11 protein-coding genes are annotated in these 14,694 nt (G+C 33.9%); 6 read left to right on the top strand and 5 right to left on the bottom strand.

Going from position 1 to position 14,694, the window contains the following annotated elements; genetic code table 11:
• The first annotated feature begins 37 nt into the window (after positions 1–37).
• Complete coding sequence (locus H601_RS0113765) at positions 38–2,167, top strand: Ig-like domain-containing protein (protein WP_051220767.1); 2,130 nt, start codon at positions 38–40, stop codon at positions 2,165–2,167.
• On the opposite strand, the gene folK is transcribed toward H601_RS0113765, so the two are convergent.
• Positions 2,168–3,301: a 2-amino-4-hydroxy-6-hydroxymethyldihydropteridine diphosphokinase gene (gene folK, locus H601_RS0113770; RefSeq protein ID WP_026712032.1), complete on the bottom strand. Its 1,134-nt coding sequence runs from the start codon at positions 3,299–3,301 to the stop codon at positions 2,168–2,170.
• A 148-nt stretch (positions 3,302–3,449) separates the two neighbouring features.
• Here folK and sppA point away from each other — a divergent pair, with 148 nt between their 5' ends.
• The 3 genes from sppA to H601_RS0113790 all read left to right on the top strand — a co-directional run bounded on the left by sppA (position 3,450) and on the right by H601_RS0113790 (position 8,653).
• Positions 3,450–5,219: a signal peptide peptidase SppA gene (gene sppA, locus H601_RS0113775; RefSeq protein WP_026712033.1), complete on the top strand. Its 1,770-nt coding sequence runs from the start codon at positions 3,450–3,452 to the stop codon at positions 5,217–5,219.
• Between the two features lie 87 nt (positions 5,220–5,306).
• Positions 5,307–5,996 carry a queuosine precursor transporter gene (locus H601_RS0113785; RefSeq protein ID WP_026712034.1) on the top strand — a complete coding sequence of 230 codons (690 nt, stop codon included), beginning with the start codon at positions 5,307–5,309 and terminating at the stop codon, positions 5,994–5,996.
• A gap of 47 nt (positions 5,997–6,043) precedes the next feature.
• Positions 6,044–8,653: an AsmA-like C-terminal region-containing protein gene (locus H601_RS0113790; RefSeq protein WP_026712035.1), complete on the top strand. Its 2,610-nt coding sequence runs from the start codon at positions 6,044–6,046 to the stop codon at positions 8,651–8,653.
• Here H601_RS0113790 and H601_RS0113795 read toward each other — a convergent pair whose 3' ends face one another.
• Positions 8,654–9,448, bottom strand: coding sequence for a DUF2797 domain-containing protein (locus H601_RS0113795; protein ID WP_026712036.1), 795 nt, complete (start codon positions 9,446–9,448; stop codon positions 8,654–8,656). It lies immediately after the preceding gene.
• A 126-nt stretch (positions 9,449–9,574) separates the two neighbouring features.
• Here H601_RS0113795 and H601_RS0113805 point away from each other — a divergent pair, with 126 nt between their 5' ends.
• Both H601_RS0113805 and H601_RS16565 read left to right on the top strand, forming a co-directional pair.
• Positions 9,575–11,101 carry a GH3 auxin-responsive promoter family protein gene (locus H601_RS0113805; protein WP_026712037.1) on the top strand — a complete coding sequence of 509 codons (1,527 nt, stop codon included), beginning with the start codon at positions 9,575–9,577 and terminating at the stop codon, positions 11,099–11,101.
• Between the two features lies 1 nt (position 11,102).
• Positions 11,103–11,264 (top strand): hypothetical protein, encoded by a 162-nt coding sequence (locus H601_RS16565; RefSeq protein ID WP_156900417.1) that lies wholly within the window; start codon positions 11,103–11,105, stop codon positions 11,262–11,264.
• Positions 11,265–11,284: 20 nt separating this feature from the next.
• Here the strand turns inward: H601_RS16565 and clpX are convergent, their stop codons facing one another.
• The 3 genes from clpX to tig form a co-directional block, all read right to left on the bottom strand.
• The gene (clpX, locus tag H601_RS0113815; RefSeq protein ID WP_026712038.1) at positions 11,285–12,517 is read right to left on the bottom strand and encodes an ATP-dependent Clp protease ATP-binding subunit ClpX; all 1,233 of its coding nucleotides are present in this window, start codon (positions 12,515–12,517) and stop codon (positions 11,285–11,287) included.
• A gap of 48 nt (positions 12,518–12,565) precedes the next feature.
• Entirely contained in the window at positions 12,566–13,225 is a 660-nt protein-coding gene (gene clpP / locus H601_RS0113820) for an ATP-dependent Clp endopeptidase proteolytic subunit ClpP (protein WP_026712039.1), read from the bottom strand.
• Positions 13,226–13,318: 93 nt separating this feature from the next.
• Entirely contained in the window at positions 13,319–14,644 is a 1,326-nt protein-coding gene (gene tig / locus H601_RS0113825; protein WP_026712040.1) for a trigger factor, read from the bottom strand.
• Positions 14,645–14,694: the final 50 nt, after the last annotated feature.

Raw genomic sequence — 14,694 nt, forward strand, 5'->3', positions numbered from 1 at the left:
AACCTTTCGTCTGTTCGTTATTTCCTATTTTTACAAAATGAACGGTTTTATTAGCACCTACTCCTCCTTTTTTACATTTGTATTGCTTTTATTTATTGGTTTTTCAAATGAAAATGAAATACCATCTAAAAAAAGCAAAAAACCGTTTGCACTAAATGTTGCTCCTATTTTGAGTGCTACCGGAGAACAAATATATTGTCCCGGATCTTCAATGAAAATTGTAACGGATATGACTATTGTTGACCCAGATGACACCGGAATAGATGCTATTTATATTCAAATATCATCGGGTTATGTGAATGGTCAAGATGTTTTAACCTTAACAGGAAATCATCCAACAATCAATACAACTTGGAATGCTGCAACCGGAAAACTTACTTTGTCGGGGAATTCCGGTCAACCAACTTACACAGCCTTGGTTGCCGCTATTAAAGATGTATCATTTTCAAATTCTTCACCTAACCCAAGTGGTACAAGAACTTTTTCTATTACGGTAGGACAAGCCAATTACCTACCATCAAACGGTCATTATTATGAATATGTACCGGCAATTGGGATTACTTGGAATAATGCCAGAATAGCCGCTGCCAATCGAACATATTATGGCTTACAAGGCTATTTAGCGACAATTACTGCCCCTGATGAAGCTCAACTTTCAGGAGAACAGTCGGCCGGTGCCGGTTGGATTGGTGGTAGTGATGAGCAAACAGAAGGCATTTGGAGATGGATGACCGGACCTGAAATCGGAATGATTTTTTGGAACGGAGGCATTAACGGAACTACACCCAATTATGCCAACTGGAATAATGGTGAACCTAATAATGCCGGCGATGAAGACTATGCCCATATCACCGCTCCAGGAGTGGGGATTTTAGGCTCTTGGAATGATTTATCCAATACAGGAGAAGCAAGTGGAGATTATCAACCGAAAGGTTTTATTGTTGAATATGGTGGAATGCCCGGAGACCCAATTCTTCAAATTTCTACCAGCACAACTATTACAATTCCAAGCATCACTTCAACCGTTGGGCAAAGTAATTGTGGTGAAGGCTCCTTAACATTATCTGCTAATGCAACGGCAGGAATTGTAAAATGGTATGCATCTGCAACCGGAGGCACACCTATCGCAACCGGTACTACTTTTACGACTCCCCTTCTCACACAAACTACCACCTATTTTGTAGATGCTTTTGAAACAGATTGCACTACCGGAACAAGAACTGCTGTTACAGCTACTATTAACCAAATTCCTATTGTAACTGCAACTAGTCCTGTTACTGTTTGTGGTAGTAATACTGCAACATTATTAGCAACTACGACAACTGGCACCATTAACTGGTATGCAACGGCAACAGGTGGAACCAGTATTGGTTCAGGAACTTCTTTTACAACTCCTATTTTATCAGAAGACACTACTTTTTATGTTGATGCTGTAAATAATGGATGTTTATCGGGCAATCGAATTCCGGTCCAGGTGCAGGTTTTTGACTTACCAAATGTTGAAGATGAAAGCGTAATTCTTTGCGAAGGAAGTGTTATTACCTTAAATGCCGGGGTTTCAAATGCTACTTATCTTTGGTCTACCGGAGAAAGTTCACCAAGTATTCAGGTAAATAATAACGCCAATTACTTTGTTGAAATAACTTCACTAACAGCCGGAAATTGTTCGGTTACTAAAAATTTTACTATTATTCAATATGATAATCCGGTTATTGAAAATGTGATTGTTAAGAATAATACAGTAGAAATTATCATAAGTGGAAATGGCGATTTTGAATTTTCTATTGATGGTGTAAATTTTCAAGATTCCAACTTTTTTACGGTGAGTGAAGGTGGATTATATACCGCTAATGTTAGAGAAAAAAACTTTAACTGTGGATTTTTTTCGGAACAACCATTTGTAGTGATTTTGGTTCCTACCTTTTTTACACCAAATGGTGATGGATTTAATGATGTTTTGATTGTAAAAGGTCTTGACCGTTTTCCTAATTCATCTATAACAATATTTAATCGTTTCGGAAAACTTATCCGTCATATTACTCCTTCTCAATCGATATGGGATGGAACATTGAATGGTGAAAAACTTCCTGCCGATGATTATTGGTATGTTTTGAAAATTGATGAAAAAACACCAACAAGAAAAGGACATTTTTCGTTGTTGCGATAGCTAGACTAACTTGGCTTGAATTTCATTCAAAATAAAAATATAATCTTCCTGAAAATTCACAAAATCTTTATTGGAAACATCAATAATCAGAACATTTAGTTGGGTTTGTGTTTTGATAAAATCCAAATAACCTTGATTGATTTTTTCTAAATATTCTGCCGGAATTTGCATTTCATAACTTCTTCCTCTTTTTTTGATATTCTCCAAAAGTTGCTCTGTGTTTTGATACAGATATACATACAAATCCGGTTTGGGCATTTCTTTATGAATAATATCAAACATGGTTTTATACAATCGAAATTCATCTTCTGCCAAAGTAACTTTAGCAAAAATCAACGATTTAAAAATATGATAATCGGCAACTACAAAATCTTTAAACAAATCAAATTGTGCTAAATCATCAGTCAATTGTTGGTATCTATCAGCCAAAAAAGACATTTCAAGTGGAAATGCATATCGATTTTGGTCTTCATAAAATTTGGGTAAAAACGGATTGTCGGCAAAACGTTCCAATACTAATTTGGCATTAAAATCTTCTGCAATTTTTGTGGATAACGTTGTTTTTCCTGCACCAATATTTCCTTCAATCGCAATATAATTATACTGTTGTAAATTAATTTTTTGAAGAGGTGTTTCCAACTTCATAATTTCTTTACATTGGCTTTTATCTTCTGCTAAGGCAACTAATTCGGGTAAATATTTTTGTAGAATAGGATGACGCCAATCCAAATTCAAATCACGCATGGGCAACAATACAAACTTTCTGTTTTGCATATGCGGATGCGGAATTTTTAGTTTATCCGTCTGAATAATTTCTTCATTAAAAGCAATCACATCAATATCAATAATCCTTGCCTTGTACCCTTCTTGTTGGCTTCTCACTCTCCCTAACTCCAATTCAAGTTGCAAAATTTCATCTAAAAGTTGTTCTGCCGGTTTAGCCGTTTGCATAATTAATGCACAATTATAAAACGCATCGCTTTCAAAACCCCAAGACGGAGTTTCATATAAAGCCGAAACTTTTATAACGGTTCCGATTTGATTATGCAAAGATTGAATAGCTAACTGTATATTTTCCAAACGGTTACCTAAATTACTCCCTAAAGATAAAATGACTTGATTTTGCGTATTCATAGAAAAGCAAAATAAGTAAAACTATTTCATAAATAAAGTATCTTTGCACGCTGTGTTAATAAGTTTCTAAAACAGAATAAAATCAGTGTAACGAAACAGAAAAAAAGCACACTAATTGATGTAGATTGAAATAATTAAAATACGAAATATGAAATTTTTAGGAAATGTATTGGCCACCATCGTTGGATTATTTATATTTATCATGTTACTGTTTTTTGGTTTAATGATAGTTGGAGTCATCTTTGGAGGTGACTCAGAATTAAAAGAAGTCGAAACCAACTCGGTAATTGTGCTAGACATGAAAAATGTTGACTTAGATTATGCCGGAAAGTTCAAAGATCCATGGGTTACACTACTGGCAGAAGAAAGTTCGGTTGGGCTTATAGATGTTTTAAACGCCATTGATAACGCTAAAACCGATGATAAAATTAAAGGTATTTCCATTTTAAACAGCAGCAGTAGTTTAGGGTTGGCTCAATCAAAAGCGTTGCGTGATAAGTTATTAGACTTTCAAAAATCAGGAAAATTTATCGTTTCTTATGCTGATTATTTTACGCAAAAAGAATACTATATCAATTCGGTTGCCGACACGATTTATCTGAATCCGGTGGGCGAAATGGACTTCAAAGGACTTTCATCTGAAATCATGTTTTTTAAAGACATTCAGGAAAAAACAGGTGTAAAAATGGAAGTAATTCGTCACGGAAAATACAAAAGTGCCGTTGAGCCTTACCTAGAAAACGAAATGAGTGAAGCCAATAGAGAGCAAATTACCGCTTTATTGAATTCGGCTTGGAGTTCCATTGTAACTGATATTTCAAAAAGTAGAAACATTACCGTTGAAACATTAAATGGAATTGCGAATGATTTAGCGGCTAGAACACCGGAAATGGCAAAGAACACAAAATTGGTTGACAAAATTGGCTACGAAGATCAATACCATGACGGAATCAAAAAAGCGTTGAAAGTTAAAAAAGACGAAGATTACAACAGCATATCCATTAGAGATTATGCTAAAAATGTATCTAAAACACCTCAAAAAGTAGATAGCAAAGATAAAATTGCGATTATTTATGCTCAAGGAGAAATTATGGGTGGCGAAGGTGATGTAAACATCATTGGCGAAGGAGCCATGAGAACTTCTCTAAGAGAAGCACGTGAAGATGACAAAATAAAAGCGATTGTTTTGCGTGTTGATAGCCCCGGTGGAAGTGCTTTAACTTCTGAATTAATTTGGAGAGAAATTGAATTGACCAAAAAAGTAAAACCGGTAGTGGTTTCTATGGGTAATTTAGCCGCTTCCGGTGGATATTATATTTCTTGTAATGCTGATAAAATTATTGCTGAACCGAGCACAATTACAGGTTCAATAGGTGTTTACGGCGTATTACCCAATATGACTGAATTGTCAAAAAAAATCGGCATAAATACTTCTCAGGTAAAATCACACAATCATGCAGCAGGTTATAGCCCATTTAAACCGATAGACGAAAAATTTAAAGAGGTAACTACAGAATCGGTTGAAAACATTTATACCGTTTTTGTAAACCGCGTGGCTACCGGAAGAAAAATGACTTTTGAACAAGTTGATGCAATTGCACAAGGAAGAGTTTGGACTGGAACAGAAGCTTTGCAAAATGGTTTAGTGGATCAATTAGGCGGATTAGATGTTGCCTTGAAAGAAGCCGCTAAATTGGCAAAAATCAAAAAATACAAAACCGTTAACTATCCTGAATTTGAGAAAACCTTTATGGAGTTTTTGAATGATCAAAATGGAATTCCTTTTGCCAAAAACAAAGAAAAATTGATAAAAGAAGAAATTGGAGAAGAAGCCTATCAAACCCTTCAAATCCTAAAAAGAGTAACGGCAAAAAAGGGAATACAAGCCTCGTTGCCTTATGAAATTAAAATTCAATAGAAAACAAAACCTGACTATTAACGGTCAGGTTTTTTTGATTTCATTAACAACTGTTGTTGCACAATATCCTTACATTTGTTAAAAAAATTGGAAACTAAAGACAAACTCTTTGCTTATCAAATTTATTTCACATTAGGAGCATTATTTATTGCTTCATTGGTTGTGTCCAATTTAATTTTTCAAAAATTTTTTTATTGGGATTTTTTTGGCATTTATCGATTTGAAATTTCGGTGGGAATACTACCCTATCCAATCACTTTTTTAATCACAGATATTATTTCAGAAGTTTACGGAAAAAAGAAAGCGAATCAAATAGTGACAACCGGAATTTTTGCTTCTGTTTTTTCGTTACTCATTGTATATGTTGCCAACAATGCTCCCGCAATTGCATCATCACCGGTTGACGATAGTCTTTTTACTAAAGTTTTTGGACAAACTGCCTTAGCGGTTTTAGCTTCCATGTTGGCGTATTTAGCCGCACAATATATTGATATTTATATCTTTCATTTTTGGAAAAAAGTAACAAAAGGAAAAATGCTTTGGGTGCGAAACAACTTTTCAACCTTTACTTCTCAGTTTGTAGATACATTTGCGGTATTATTTTTGCTATGTAGTTTTAATATTTTAAGTTGGGACTTATTTACAAGTTTGTTAATAAGTGGTTTTTTATTTAAGGCTCTTATTGCTGTTCTTGATACTCCTTTTTTATATTTGGCAGTATTTTATTTCCAAAAACGTTTTAACTTGGCAAGAGGCGAAGAACTGATTTTAGACTAACTTTCACATCAATAATAATACATCGCTCCAAATTAAAAAGCAAAACAATGATTAAGAAAATTTTAAAAGGTTTAGGGATTTTTTTATTAGTAGCCATTATTGCATTGGCAGCAGCACCCTTTTTATTTAAAGACAAAATCAAAGAATTAGTGCTTAAATCTATCAACGAAAATGTGGATGCAAAAGTGGCATTTGATGACGTGAGTTTGAGTCTTTTCAAAAGTTTTCCAAGAGCAAATGTAACCATCGATAAATTGAGCATCATTAACAAAGCTCCATTTGAGGGTGATACGCTTTTTTATTCTGGACAGTTAAATTTAAAAATGTCGGTTAAAGAGTTATTCAAATCAGAAGGCGAACCAATGGAATTAGAATCCTTTTCCAGCGTTGACGGATTAGTAAATATTATCTTTAATAAAGATGGTATTGGTAATTTTGACATCGCCCTTAAAAAAGACAAAGAGGAAAAAGCATCAGAAAACAAGCCTTTTGCCATGAACATTCAAAGTTATTCAGTTGAAAACCTGAAATTTACTTTTACAGATCAATCGTCAAACATTAATATGACAATTGATAAAATCCACCACACCGGAAAAGGAAATTTTGCCGCTTCAAAGTTAGATTTAGTAACAAAAACAGAAGCTGTTTTGAATTTGGATATGGATAAAACGAATTATATGAAAAACGTATCGTTGAATTTGGATGCGATTTTAGGGATAGATTTAGACAACAGTAAATATACGTTCAAAGACAACAAAGCTCTAATCAATCAATTACCATTAGAGTTTGCCGGTTTTATTCAAATGGTTGACGCCGGACAAAATTATGATTTGAAGTTTAAAACCCCTACTTCATCATTTAAAAATTTTTTAGGATTGGTTCCGTCTGCCTATAAAGGTGATTTGGATAAAATTCAAACTACAGGAGATTTTAAAGTTGATGGTTTTGCAAAAGGATTGCTTTCTGACACCACAATACCAAAATTTAATTTAGTAATTGCCTCCAACAATGCTTCTTTCAAGTTTCCTGATTTACCTAAAAAAGTTGAAAATATAATTATTGATACAAAAATCAAAAACGAAACCGGTTTGATGAATGACACCTACGTAAATATTGATAATTTATCGTTTAAAATTGACCAAGATGTTTTTAATGCAAAAGCCAATATTAAAAATATTGCTGAAAATCCTTTAGTTGATGCTGCTTTGAAAGGAACCATCAATTTAGGAAACCTCAGTAAAGCGTATCCAATTAAACTAGAAAAACCGCTTTCCGGAATTTTGAAAGCTGATGTTACTACAAAGTTTGATATGCAATCGGTTGAACAAGAAAAATATCAAAACATTCAAAATGCCGGTTTAGTTAGCATAACAGGTTTTAAATATACGGATGAAAACGGCAAAGGAATGGATATTAATGAAGCGGTTGTCTTGTTTAATCCAAGCACATTAAACTTGCAAAAATTTGAAGCTAAAACCGGAAAAAGCGACATCAATGTAAATGGTGTTTTAGATAATTTCTATGGTTATTTATTTAACAATCAGAATTTGAAAGGAAACTTCAATATGAGTTCTAATCAATTAGCCATTAGAGATTTCATGACAACTGAGGCACCAGCTAAAGAAGGTCAGAAACCTAGTGAAGCCATGAAGATTCCGGCATTTTTAGATGTAACTTTAAACGCAAAAGCCAATACAGTTTTATATGATAATTTAACGTTGAAAGATGTTTCCGGTAAGTTGACCATTAAAGATGAAAAAGTGACATTAGATAATGTGAAAACGAACATTTTTGGTGGTCAAATTGGTTTAAATGGAAATGTTTCTACCAAAACAACTGTACCGACTTTTGCCATGAATTTAGATTTGAAATCGGTAAATATTAGTGAAACATTTACACAATTGGATATGATGAAAAACATCGCACCGATTGCCAATGTCATCAACGGTAAATTGAATTCAACCATTCAACTTTCGGGGAATTTAGACGCAAAAGAAATGACCCCTGATTTAAAATCACTAACCGGAGATTTGATGGGTCAGTTGCTTTCTACAACGGTAAACCCTTCAAATTCAACTTTATTGAGTGCATTGGACAACCAAATAAATTTTATTGATTTGAAAAAAATCAATTTAAATGATTTAAAAACCAATTTATCCTTTCAAAACGGTAAAGTAAATGTAAAACCATTTGACATTAAATACCAGGATGTTACATTAAATATTGGTGGTTCGCATGGTTTTGACCAAACGATGAACTACAACATTAAATTTGATGTTCCTGCAAAATATTTAGGTACAGAAGTTAACAATCTATTGTCAAAACTATCCCCTTCAGATGCCGCTAAAATTCAAAATATTCCGGTTACGGCTTTAGTGGGTGGAAATTTTACAAAACCAACCGTTTCAACTGATATGAAACAAGCAACTACCACATTAGTAAAACAATTGGTAGAACAACAAAAACAAAAATTAATCCAACAAGGAACTAATCAATTAACTAATCTTTTGAATCAAAATAAAAATCCAAAAGATACTACTAAAACATCTGTTCCGGCAACCAAAGAAGAGGTGAAAGCAAAAACTGAAGAAGTTGTGAAAGATAAAGTAAAAGAAGGGTTAAATAATCTTTTCAATAAAAAGAAAAAAGACAATTAATTAAATTTGAATTTTCACCACATAGCCTTCAAAAGTCCGCACATTAAAAACGGTTCCGTCTTGAAAAAGTAAATATTGCCCTTTTATACCGGAGAGTTTTCCAGCATATTGAGGTGATTTGTCTAAGTTTAAACTCATCACTTTTTTGGGATAACTCAAAACAGGATAGTGAAGTTCAAAAAGATTTGGTGTTTCGGTTGCATAATATTCTTGAACTTCTTTAGGGAGAAAATTTCCTGCCTTTAAGCGTTCCTGAACTAAATCAACGGAGGGCACTTCATTTTTCAACATTTTTTGCCAATTGGTTTTATCAGCATATTGATTTTTCAATGCCACCTCTGTAATTCCGGCCAAATAACGATTTGGCACTTCAACAATTGGCACCGCTTGAACTGCACCTTGATCTATCCAACGGGTAGGAACTTGGGTTTTTCGGGTAACGCCAACTTTCACTTCGCTTGAAAGAGCTAAATAAACAATGTGGGGTTGCAATTGCACTTTCTTTTCATATGCTAAATCGCGGTCTTCAATATCTAAATGAGCGGTGCTTAGTTCGGGTTTCATAATCCAATCACCGGCAGAAGCACTTGACATAAAACAATCATAACAAAAACCTTGACGAAAAATTTTTTTCTTTTTACCACATTGCAAACATTGGTAGCCTTGAAAAGAAATTTCAAGTTCTTTGTCTAATAACTGATTGAGATGGAGAAAACTATTTTCAAATACTAAATAATATTGAATCGGATTTCCAAACTCGGTTTGCATTTTGGTTAGAACGCCTTCGTATGTCATGAAAAAGAAAGTTTAAACACTACATTTTGTTGTTTCACAAAATTCGTTACATTTGATGAAGTTGTAAAGGTAAGTTTTGTTCTTTCAAAATTCAATTTCACTTATTAACAATTTAACTCAATCAAAATGCCACTACCTATTATCAATTCAATTGCTTCATGGATTTTGAAAAAAAGGATTCATCAAATTGAATTGTTTATGAAATATCCGAATGAAGTACAGGAAGAATTGTTGTTCTCACTTCTGAAAATTTCGGAAAACACGGTAATTGGCAGACAATATGAATTCAATTCGATAAAAAATTATCAAACCTTTTCAGAGCGAATTCCGGTATCTACGTATGAAGATTTAGAACCCATGATTGAGCAAACCCGAAAAGGAATGCAAAATATTTTTTGGCCAACTTCTATCAAATGGTTTGCAAAATCGAGTGGAACCACCAATGCAAAAAGTAAATTTATTCCGGTAAGTAATGAAGCTCTCGAAAACTGTCATTATAAAGCAAGCAAAGATTTATTGAGTTTATATTTGAACAATAATGAAGATTCACAATTGTTTGTAGGCAAAAGTCTTCGTTTGGGTGGAAGCAAAGAATTATATGAAGACAACAATACTTTTTTTGGCGATTTATCAGCCATTTTAATTGATAATATGCCTGTTTGGGCAGAATTTAGTTCCACTCCAAGTAACCGAGTTTCGCTAATGGGCGATTGGGAAATAAAATTAATGGCTATTGTACAAGAAACCATTCATGAAGATGTAACAAGTTTAGCCGGTGTTCCCTCTTGGATGCTGGTTTTATTGAACAAAGTATTGGAAGAAACCGGAAAAACAAACTTACTGGAAGTTTGGCCCAACGCAGAAGTTTATTTTCACGGTGGCGTAAGTTTTGAGCCTTATCGCGAACAATATAAAAACCTTTTTCCAAAAACTGATTTCAATTATTATGAAATCTATAATGCTTCGGAAGGATTTTTTGCCATACAAGACCTGAATTACTCCAACGATTTATTGCTGATGTTGGATTACGGAATCTTCTATGAATTCATTCCAATGGATACTTTTGGCACACCAGAACAAAAAATTATTCGCTTAGCGGAAGTAGAATTATTTAAAAATTATGCCGTTGTGATTACTACTAATTCGGGCTTATGGCGATACATGATTGGTGATACCGTTCGGTTTACATCTTTAAATCCATATCGAATTCGAGTAACCGGAAGAACGAAGCATTTTATCAATGTTTTTGGAGAAGAATTAATTGTAGAAAACACCGATCAAGCACTTGCAAAAGCCTGTAAAGAAACAGAATGCGAGGTTACCGATTACACTGTAGCTCCAATTTTCATGGATGGAAAGGAAAAAGGTGCACATGAGTGGGTCATTGAATTCAAAAAAGCTCCTGAAAATTTACACTTCTTCAAAAAGGTATTAGATGACTCTTTGCAATCCTTAAACTCAGATTACGAAGCCAAAAGACGTAATAATATGACGTTAAATCCGTTAGTACTAAATGTGGCTCGTACCAATTTGTTTTATGATTGGTTAAAAGAAAAAGATAAATTAGGCGGGCAGCATAAAATTCCCCGTTTATCAAATGAGCGAACGTATTTGGAACAATTATTACAATTGCAATTTGTAGAAAAGATTTAAAATGAAAAAAATAGCTATCTTTTTCTTAATTACAATCCTTTATTCCTGCGGTCCAAAAAGATTAGGATGCGGTCCTCGTAGATGTGAGGTGGATTCAAAAAAAGAAATTCCAAATAGTAAACCCATAAAAAATCCCGAAGTAAAAACTTCAGGATTAGTGTAAGTAAATAATATTTTTCTTCTTTAAGAAACTGCCTTTAAGCGTTGTAGCATATTTTTGTTCAACGTATGTTCAGCATAGCTTTTTTCTATATGTAAGGACTTTTCGTCTGAACTTGGCAAATCATACATGGCATCTGTTAAGATGGCTTCACAGAGTGAACGCAATCCACGAGCACCTAATTTGTATTCTAAGGCTTTGTCAACAATATAATCTAAGGCTTCTTCAGAAATAGAAAATTCAACACCATCCATTTCAAACAACTTTTGATATTGTTTGATTAACGCATTTTTTGGTTCAGTTAAAATAGAACGCAATGTTTCTCTATCTAAAGGATTCATATAGGATAGCACCGGAAGACGACCAATAATCTCAGGAATCAATCCAAAATCTTTGATGTCTTTCGGAATGATGTATTGCATTAGATTGTCTTTGTCAATTTGATCTGTATTAGCAGAAGCACTGTATCCAACCGCTTGACGATTCAATCGCTTGGAAATAATTCTTTCAATTCCGTCAAATGCTCCTCCGGCAATAAAAAGAATGTTTTGTGTGTTTACTTCAATAAACTTCTGATCGGGATGTTTTCTGCCACCCTTAGGTGGAACATTAACAATTGTCCCTTCCAATAATTTTAATAAAGCTTGTTGAACACCTTCACCTGAAACATCTCTTGTAATCGAAGGATTGTCACTTTTACGTGCGATTTTATCAATCTCATCAATAAAAACGATTCCTCGTTCTGCTTTGGCTACATCATAATCAGCTACTTGCAATAATCGTGTTAAAATGCTTTCTACATCTTCTCCTACATATCCGGCTTCTGTTAAAACGGTAGCATCTACAATCGTAAGCGGCACATTCAACATTTTGGCAATGGTTTTTGCTACTAACGTTTTACCCGTACCTGTTTGACCAACCATAATGATGTTACTTTTCTCAATTTCCACATCATCATCATGAGTCTTCTGCATCAATCGTTTGTAGTGATTATACACCGCAACAGACATTACTTTTTTGGTTTGGTCCTGACCAATCACATATTGATCTAAAAATGCTCGGATTTCTTTCGGTTTTTTGAGCACTAAATCACCCAAGCCATGTGAATGCTTGTTTTGCTTTAGTTCTTCTAAAACAATTCCGTGTGCCTGATCGATACATTTATCACAAATGTGAGCATCAATTCCGGCGATTAACAAATTTGTTTCGGGTTTCTTTCTTCCACAGAAAGAACATTCCAACATTTCTTTTGCCATTGTTTATGGTAATTGGTTATAGGTAATTGGTAAATCCTTTCCCTAAAACTATTTTCTTCTTAACACTTCATCAATCATTCCGTATTCTTTCGCTTCATCAGCAATCATCCAATAATCGCGTTCAGAATCTTTATACACTTTTTCAAAAGATTGCCCGGAATGATTAGCAATAATTTGATACAATTCATCCTTCAACTTCAACATTTCTTTCAAGTTGATTTCCATATCAGTAGCAACACCTTGTGCCCCACCTGATGGTTGATGAATCATTACTCTTGAATGCGGTAAAGCTGAACGTTTTCCGGCAGCACCGGCACATAACAATACGGCTCCCATTGAAGCAGCCATACCTGTACAAATAGTAGCAACATCAGGTTTTACATATTGCATGGTATCATAAATCCCTAAACCGGCATATACACTTCCGCCCGGAGAATTGATATAAATTTGAATGTCTTTTGAAGCATCAACACTTTCCAAAAACAATAACTGAGCTTGAATAATGTTGGCCACATAATCGTCAACGCCGGTTCCCAAAAAGATGATTCTATCCATCATCAAACGAGAAAAAACGTCTAATTGCGATACATTTAATTGACGTTCTTCAATGATGTAAGGGGTCATTCCGCTTACAATTTTATCGTAATACATGCTGTTCACACCGTGGTGTTTGGTAGCAAATTTTTTAAATTCTTTTCCGAAATTCATCTTAAATAGGCTTTTTTGAACTGCTCTTTTAAACGTAAAAGAGCGTCAAATTTTACATTTGACGCCCAAAGATACTACTTTTTTTGAAAATTCTTATTCTCCATACATTTCTTTAACGAACTGTTCGTAAGAAACTTCTTTTGTCTTAGCTTTTACTTTTTCTTTGAAAAGACCTAACATCTTTTCGTTCATCACTTGTTCAGACAATCTTTTTACTTCGTCTTGATTAGAAAGTACACGGGCAACGATTCCGTCAATATCTTCCTGAGTTGGATTCATTTGACCAAACTGAGCCATTTGTTTCTTGATTAATTCAGAAGTATACGCTTTCAAATCATCAAATGTAATTTGTAAGTTGTTTTCTGTCATTACTTTACCTTCAATCAATTGGTAACGAAGACCTCTTTCAGATTTCGCAAATTCTTCTCTTGCTTCTTCTTCAGTTAATGGCTTTTCACCAGCGTTTTGTAGCCATTTAATTAAAAATTCAGATGGCAAATCAAATTTGGTGCTTTCTAACAAAAATTCAGTTACATCGTTTAAGAATTTTTGATCGGCTTGTTGAGCAAATTGTTTTTCAGCATCTTCTTTGATTTTAGCTTTCACTTCATCAACAGAAGTTACATTTCCTTCTCCAAACAACTTATCAAATAATTCTTGATTTAATTCTGCTTTTTCGCTTGTAGTAATTCCTTCAATTTTTACAGCTACTTCAACCTCTAAACCATGTACTATATCATGATCTACTTTCAAATAATCCATTAACTTGTGGTCGTCATCAAATAGGCCTTTTGTATTTACTTCCACAACATCTCCCACCTTTTTTCCGATGAATTTTTTGGCAGTTTTTTTATCTTTAAAAACATCCAAAGAAATGGAAGTTGTATTATTGATTCCGTTTGCTTCGTTTGTGAACGTTACATTCAAATCGTCTCCTTCTTCAACGGTATCTTTCGAAATTAATTTTCCGTATTGTTTTTGGATTCTCTCCACTTGATCGTTCAACATTTTATCATCAGCAATAATTTTGAAAGATGTAATGTTGTTTTTAGCGGATAAATCTACTGCGAATTCAGGAGCTAATCCCAATTCAAAATCAAACGTAAAATCTTCTTTATCCCAATCAAAATCTTGGGTTACTTTTGGTAGCGGATTTCCTAAAATATCTAATTTTTCCTCTACTAAATATTTATTCAAATTTTCTTGCAAAACTTTGTTTACTTCTTCTAACAACACAGCTTTTCCATATTGTTTCTGAATTAAACTCATTGGCACAGCTCCTTTTCTAAAACCTGGAATGGAAGCATTTTTACGGTAATCTGCTAATACTTTTTCTACTTTAGAAGCATAATCATTTTTGGAAACTTCAACGGTAACCACCGCATTCAAAGCGTCCACATTTGTTCTTGTGATATTCATTTCTGTTTACATACTAAAATTGGGTGGCAAAAGTACAACTTTTAAACCAC

It is taken from the genome of Flavobacterium filum DSM 17961, assembly GCF_000425465.1.
GTDB classification, from domain to species: Bacteria; Bacteroidota; Bacteroidia; order Flavobacteriales; family Flavobacteriaceae; genus Flavobacterium; species Flavobacterium filum.

Bases quoted from the DNA above. Each gene is read 5' to 3' on its own strand.
- folK (WP_026712032.1), bottom strand. From the start codon at position 3,301: ATGAATACGCAAAATCAAGTCATTTTATCTTTAGGGAGTAATTTAGGT.
- H601_RS0113805 (WP_026712037.1), top strand. From the start codon at position 9,575: ATGCCACTACCTATTATCAATTCAATTGCTTCATGGATTTTGAAAAAA.
- sppA (WP_026712033.1), top strand. From the start codon at position 3,450: ATGAAATTTTTAGGAAATGTATTGGCCACCATCGTTGGATTATTTATA.
- clpX (WP_026712038.1), bottom strand. From the start codon at position 12,517: ATGGCAAAAGAAATGTTGGAATGTTCTTTCTGTGGAAGAAAGAAACCC.
- tig (WP_026712040.1), bottom strand. From the start codon at position 14,644: ATGAATATCACAAGAACAAATGTGGACGCTTTGAATGCGGTGGTTACC.
- clpP (WP_026712039.1), bottom strand. From the start codon at position 13,225: ATGAATTTCGGAAAAGAATTTAAAAAATTTGCTACCAAACACCACGGT.
- H601_RS0113790 (WP_026712035.1), top strand. From the start codon at position 6,044: ATGATTAAGAAAATTTTAAAAGGTTTAGGGATTTTTTTATTAGTAGCC.
- H601_RS16565 (WP_156900417.1), top strand. From the start codon at position 11,103: ATGAAAAAAATAGCTATCTTTTTCTTAATTACAATCCTTTATTCCTGC.
- H601_RS0113795 (WP_026712036.1), bottom strand. From the start codon at position 9,448: ATGACATACGAAGGCGTTCTAACCAAAATGCAAACCGAGTTTGGAAAT.
- H601_RS0113765 (WP_051220767.1), top strand. From the start codon at position 38: ATGAACGGTTTTATTAGCACCTACTCCTCCTTTTTTACATTTGTATTG.